Here is a 1,492-nt window from a genome sequence, read left to right on the forward strand (position 1 = left end):
CGCGGTGGCCTATGCGCTGGCCGTCGTCTATCCGGCGGCGGGCAATATCGGCGGCGGCGGGTTCATGACCCTGCGCACGCCCGACGGCCACGCCGTCTTCATCGATTTCCGCGAACACGCGCCGCTGGCCGCCACCGCCACCATGTTCCAGGACGCCAAGGGCGCGGTCATTCCCAATCTGTCGATCCTGGGGTGGAAGGCCGTGGGCGTGCCGGGCACCGTCGCCGGAATGGACCTGGTGCTGCATCGCTGGGGCCACCTGACCCGCCGGCAGGTCATGGCCCCGGCCATCGCGCTGGCGCGCGACGGGTTCGTCCTGGGCGAAGGCGACGTGCAGTTGCTCGACACCTCGACCGCCGATTTCGCGCGCGACCCCCAGGCGCGCAGGATCTTCCTGCGGCCCGACGGTTCGCGGTTGCAGGCCGGCGACCGCCTGGTGCAGGCCGACCTTGCCAGGACATTGTCGCTGATCGCCCGCGACGGCGCCGACGCCTTCTATCGCGGTCCCATCGCGGCCGACATCGTCCGGGCCAGCCAGGCGGGCGGGGGCATCCTCCAGCTTGCCGATTTCCGCAGTTACGCGCCGCGAATCCTGGCGCCGCTGACCTGCACCTATCGCGGCTACCATATCGACACCGCGCCCCCGCCCAGCGGCGGCGGCGTCGCGCTGTGCGAAATCCTGAACATCCTGTCGGGCTATGACATGGGCCGGCTGGGCCTGCACACCGCCCCCGCCATCCAGCGCGAGGTCGAGGCCATGCGCCACGCCTATGCCGACCGGCAGGACCTGGGCGATCCGGCCTTCGTCCATAATCCGGTCCAGCACCTGATCGACCCGGCCTATGCGGCGCAGGTCCGCGCCGGCATCCCGACCGATCACGCCTTGTCCTCCGCCGCCCTGCGCCCCGGCGAGGCCCAGCCCGAGAAGACCGAAACCACCCAGTTCTCGGTCATCGACCGCAAGGGCATGGCGATCTCGGTCACCTACACGCTGAATGGCTGGTTCGGCGCGAAGGTCATCGGCGGCGGCACCGGCATGTTCATGAATGACGAGATGGACGATTTCTCGTCCCGTCCGGGCGTGCCCAACATGTTCGGCATCGTCGGCAGCCAGGCCAACGCCGTCGCCCCCGGCAAGACGCCGCTTTCGTCCATGTCGCCCACCATCCTGTCGCGCGGCGGCCGGCCGGTCATGGTCATCGGCAGCCCCGGCGGCTCGCGCATTCCCACCATCGTGCTGTCGGCGATCCTGGGCGTGGTCGATTACGGGCTGGACATCCAGCAGGCGATCGACCTGCCGCGCATCCACGAGCAATGGCAGCCCACCCATGTCGAGGTCGAACAGGGCGCCCTGTCCGACGCGGTGGCCGCGACCCTGAAGCGCGAAGGCTATGACATCGCCCCCCATGCCCCGTGGGGCGTGGCCGAAGGCATCCTGGTCGGCGCGCCGCGCCTGGGCACCGGCAAGCCGGGCGACGGCCGCTATTACGGC

1 protein-coding gene is annotated in these 1,492 nt (G+C 70.3%); it reads left to right on the top strand.

Annotated elements, in window-relative coordinates; all coding sequences use genetic code 11:
* A partial coding sequence (gene ggt, locus HUK84_RS17875; protein ID WP_176641451.1) for a gamma-glutamyltransferase occupies window positions 1-1,492 on the top strand: 1,492 nt, incomplete at both ends.

Source organism: Nguyenibacter vanlangensis (genome assembly GCF_013376155.1).
Classification (GTDB): domain Bacteria; phylum Pseudomonadota; class Alphaproteobacteria; order Acetobacterales; family Acetobacteraceae; genus Gluconacetobacter; species Gluconacetobacter vanlangensis.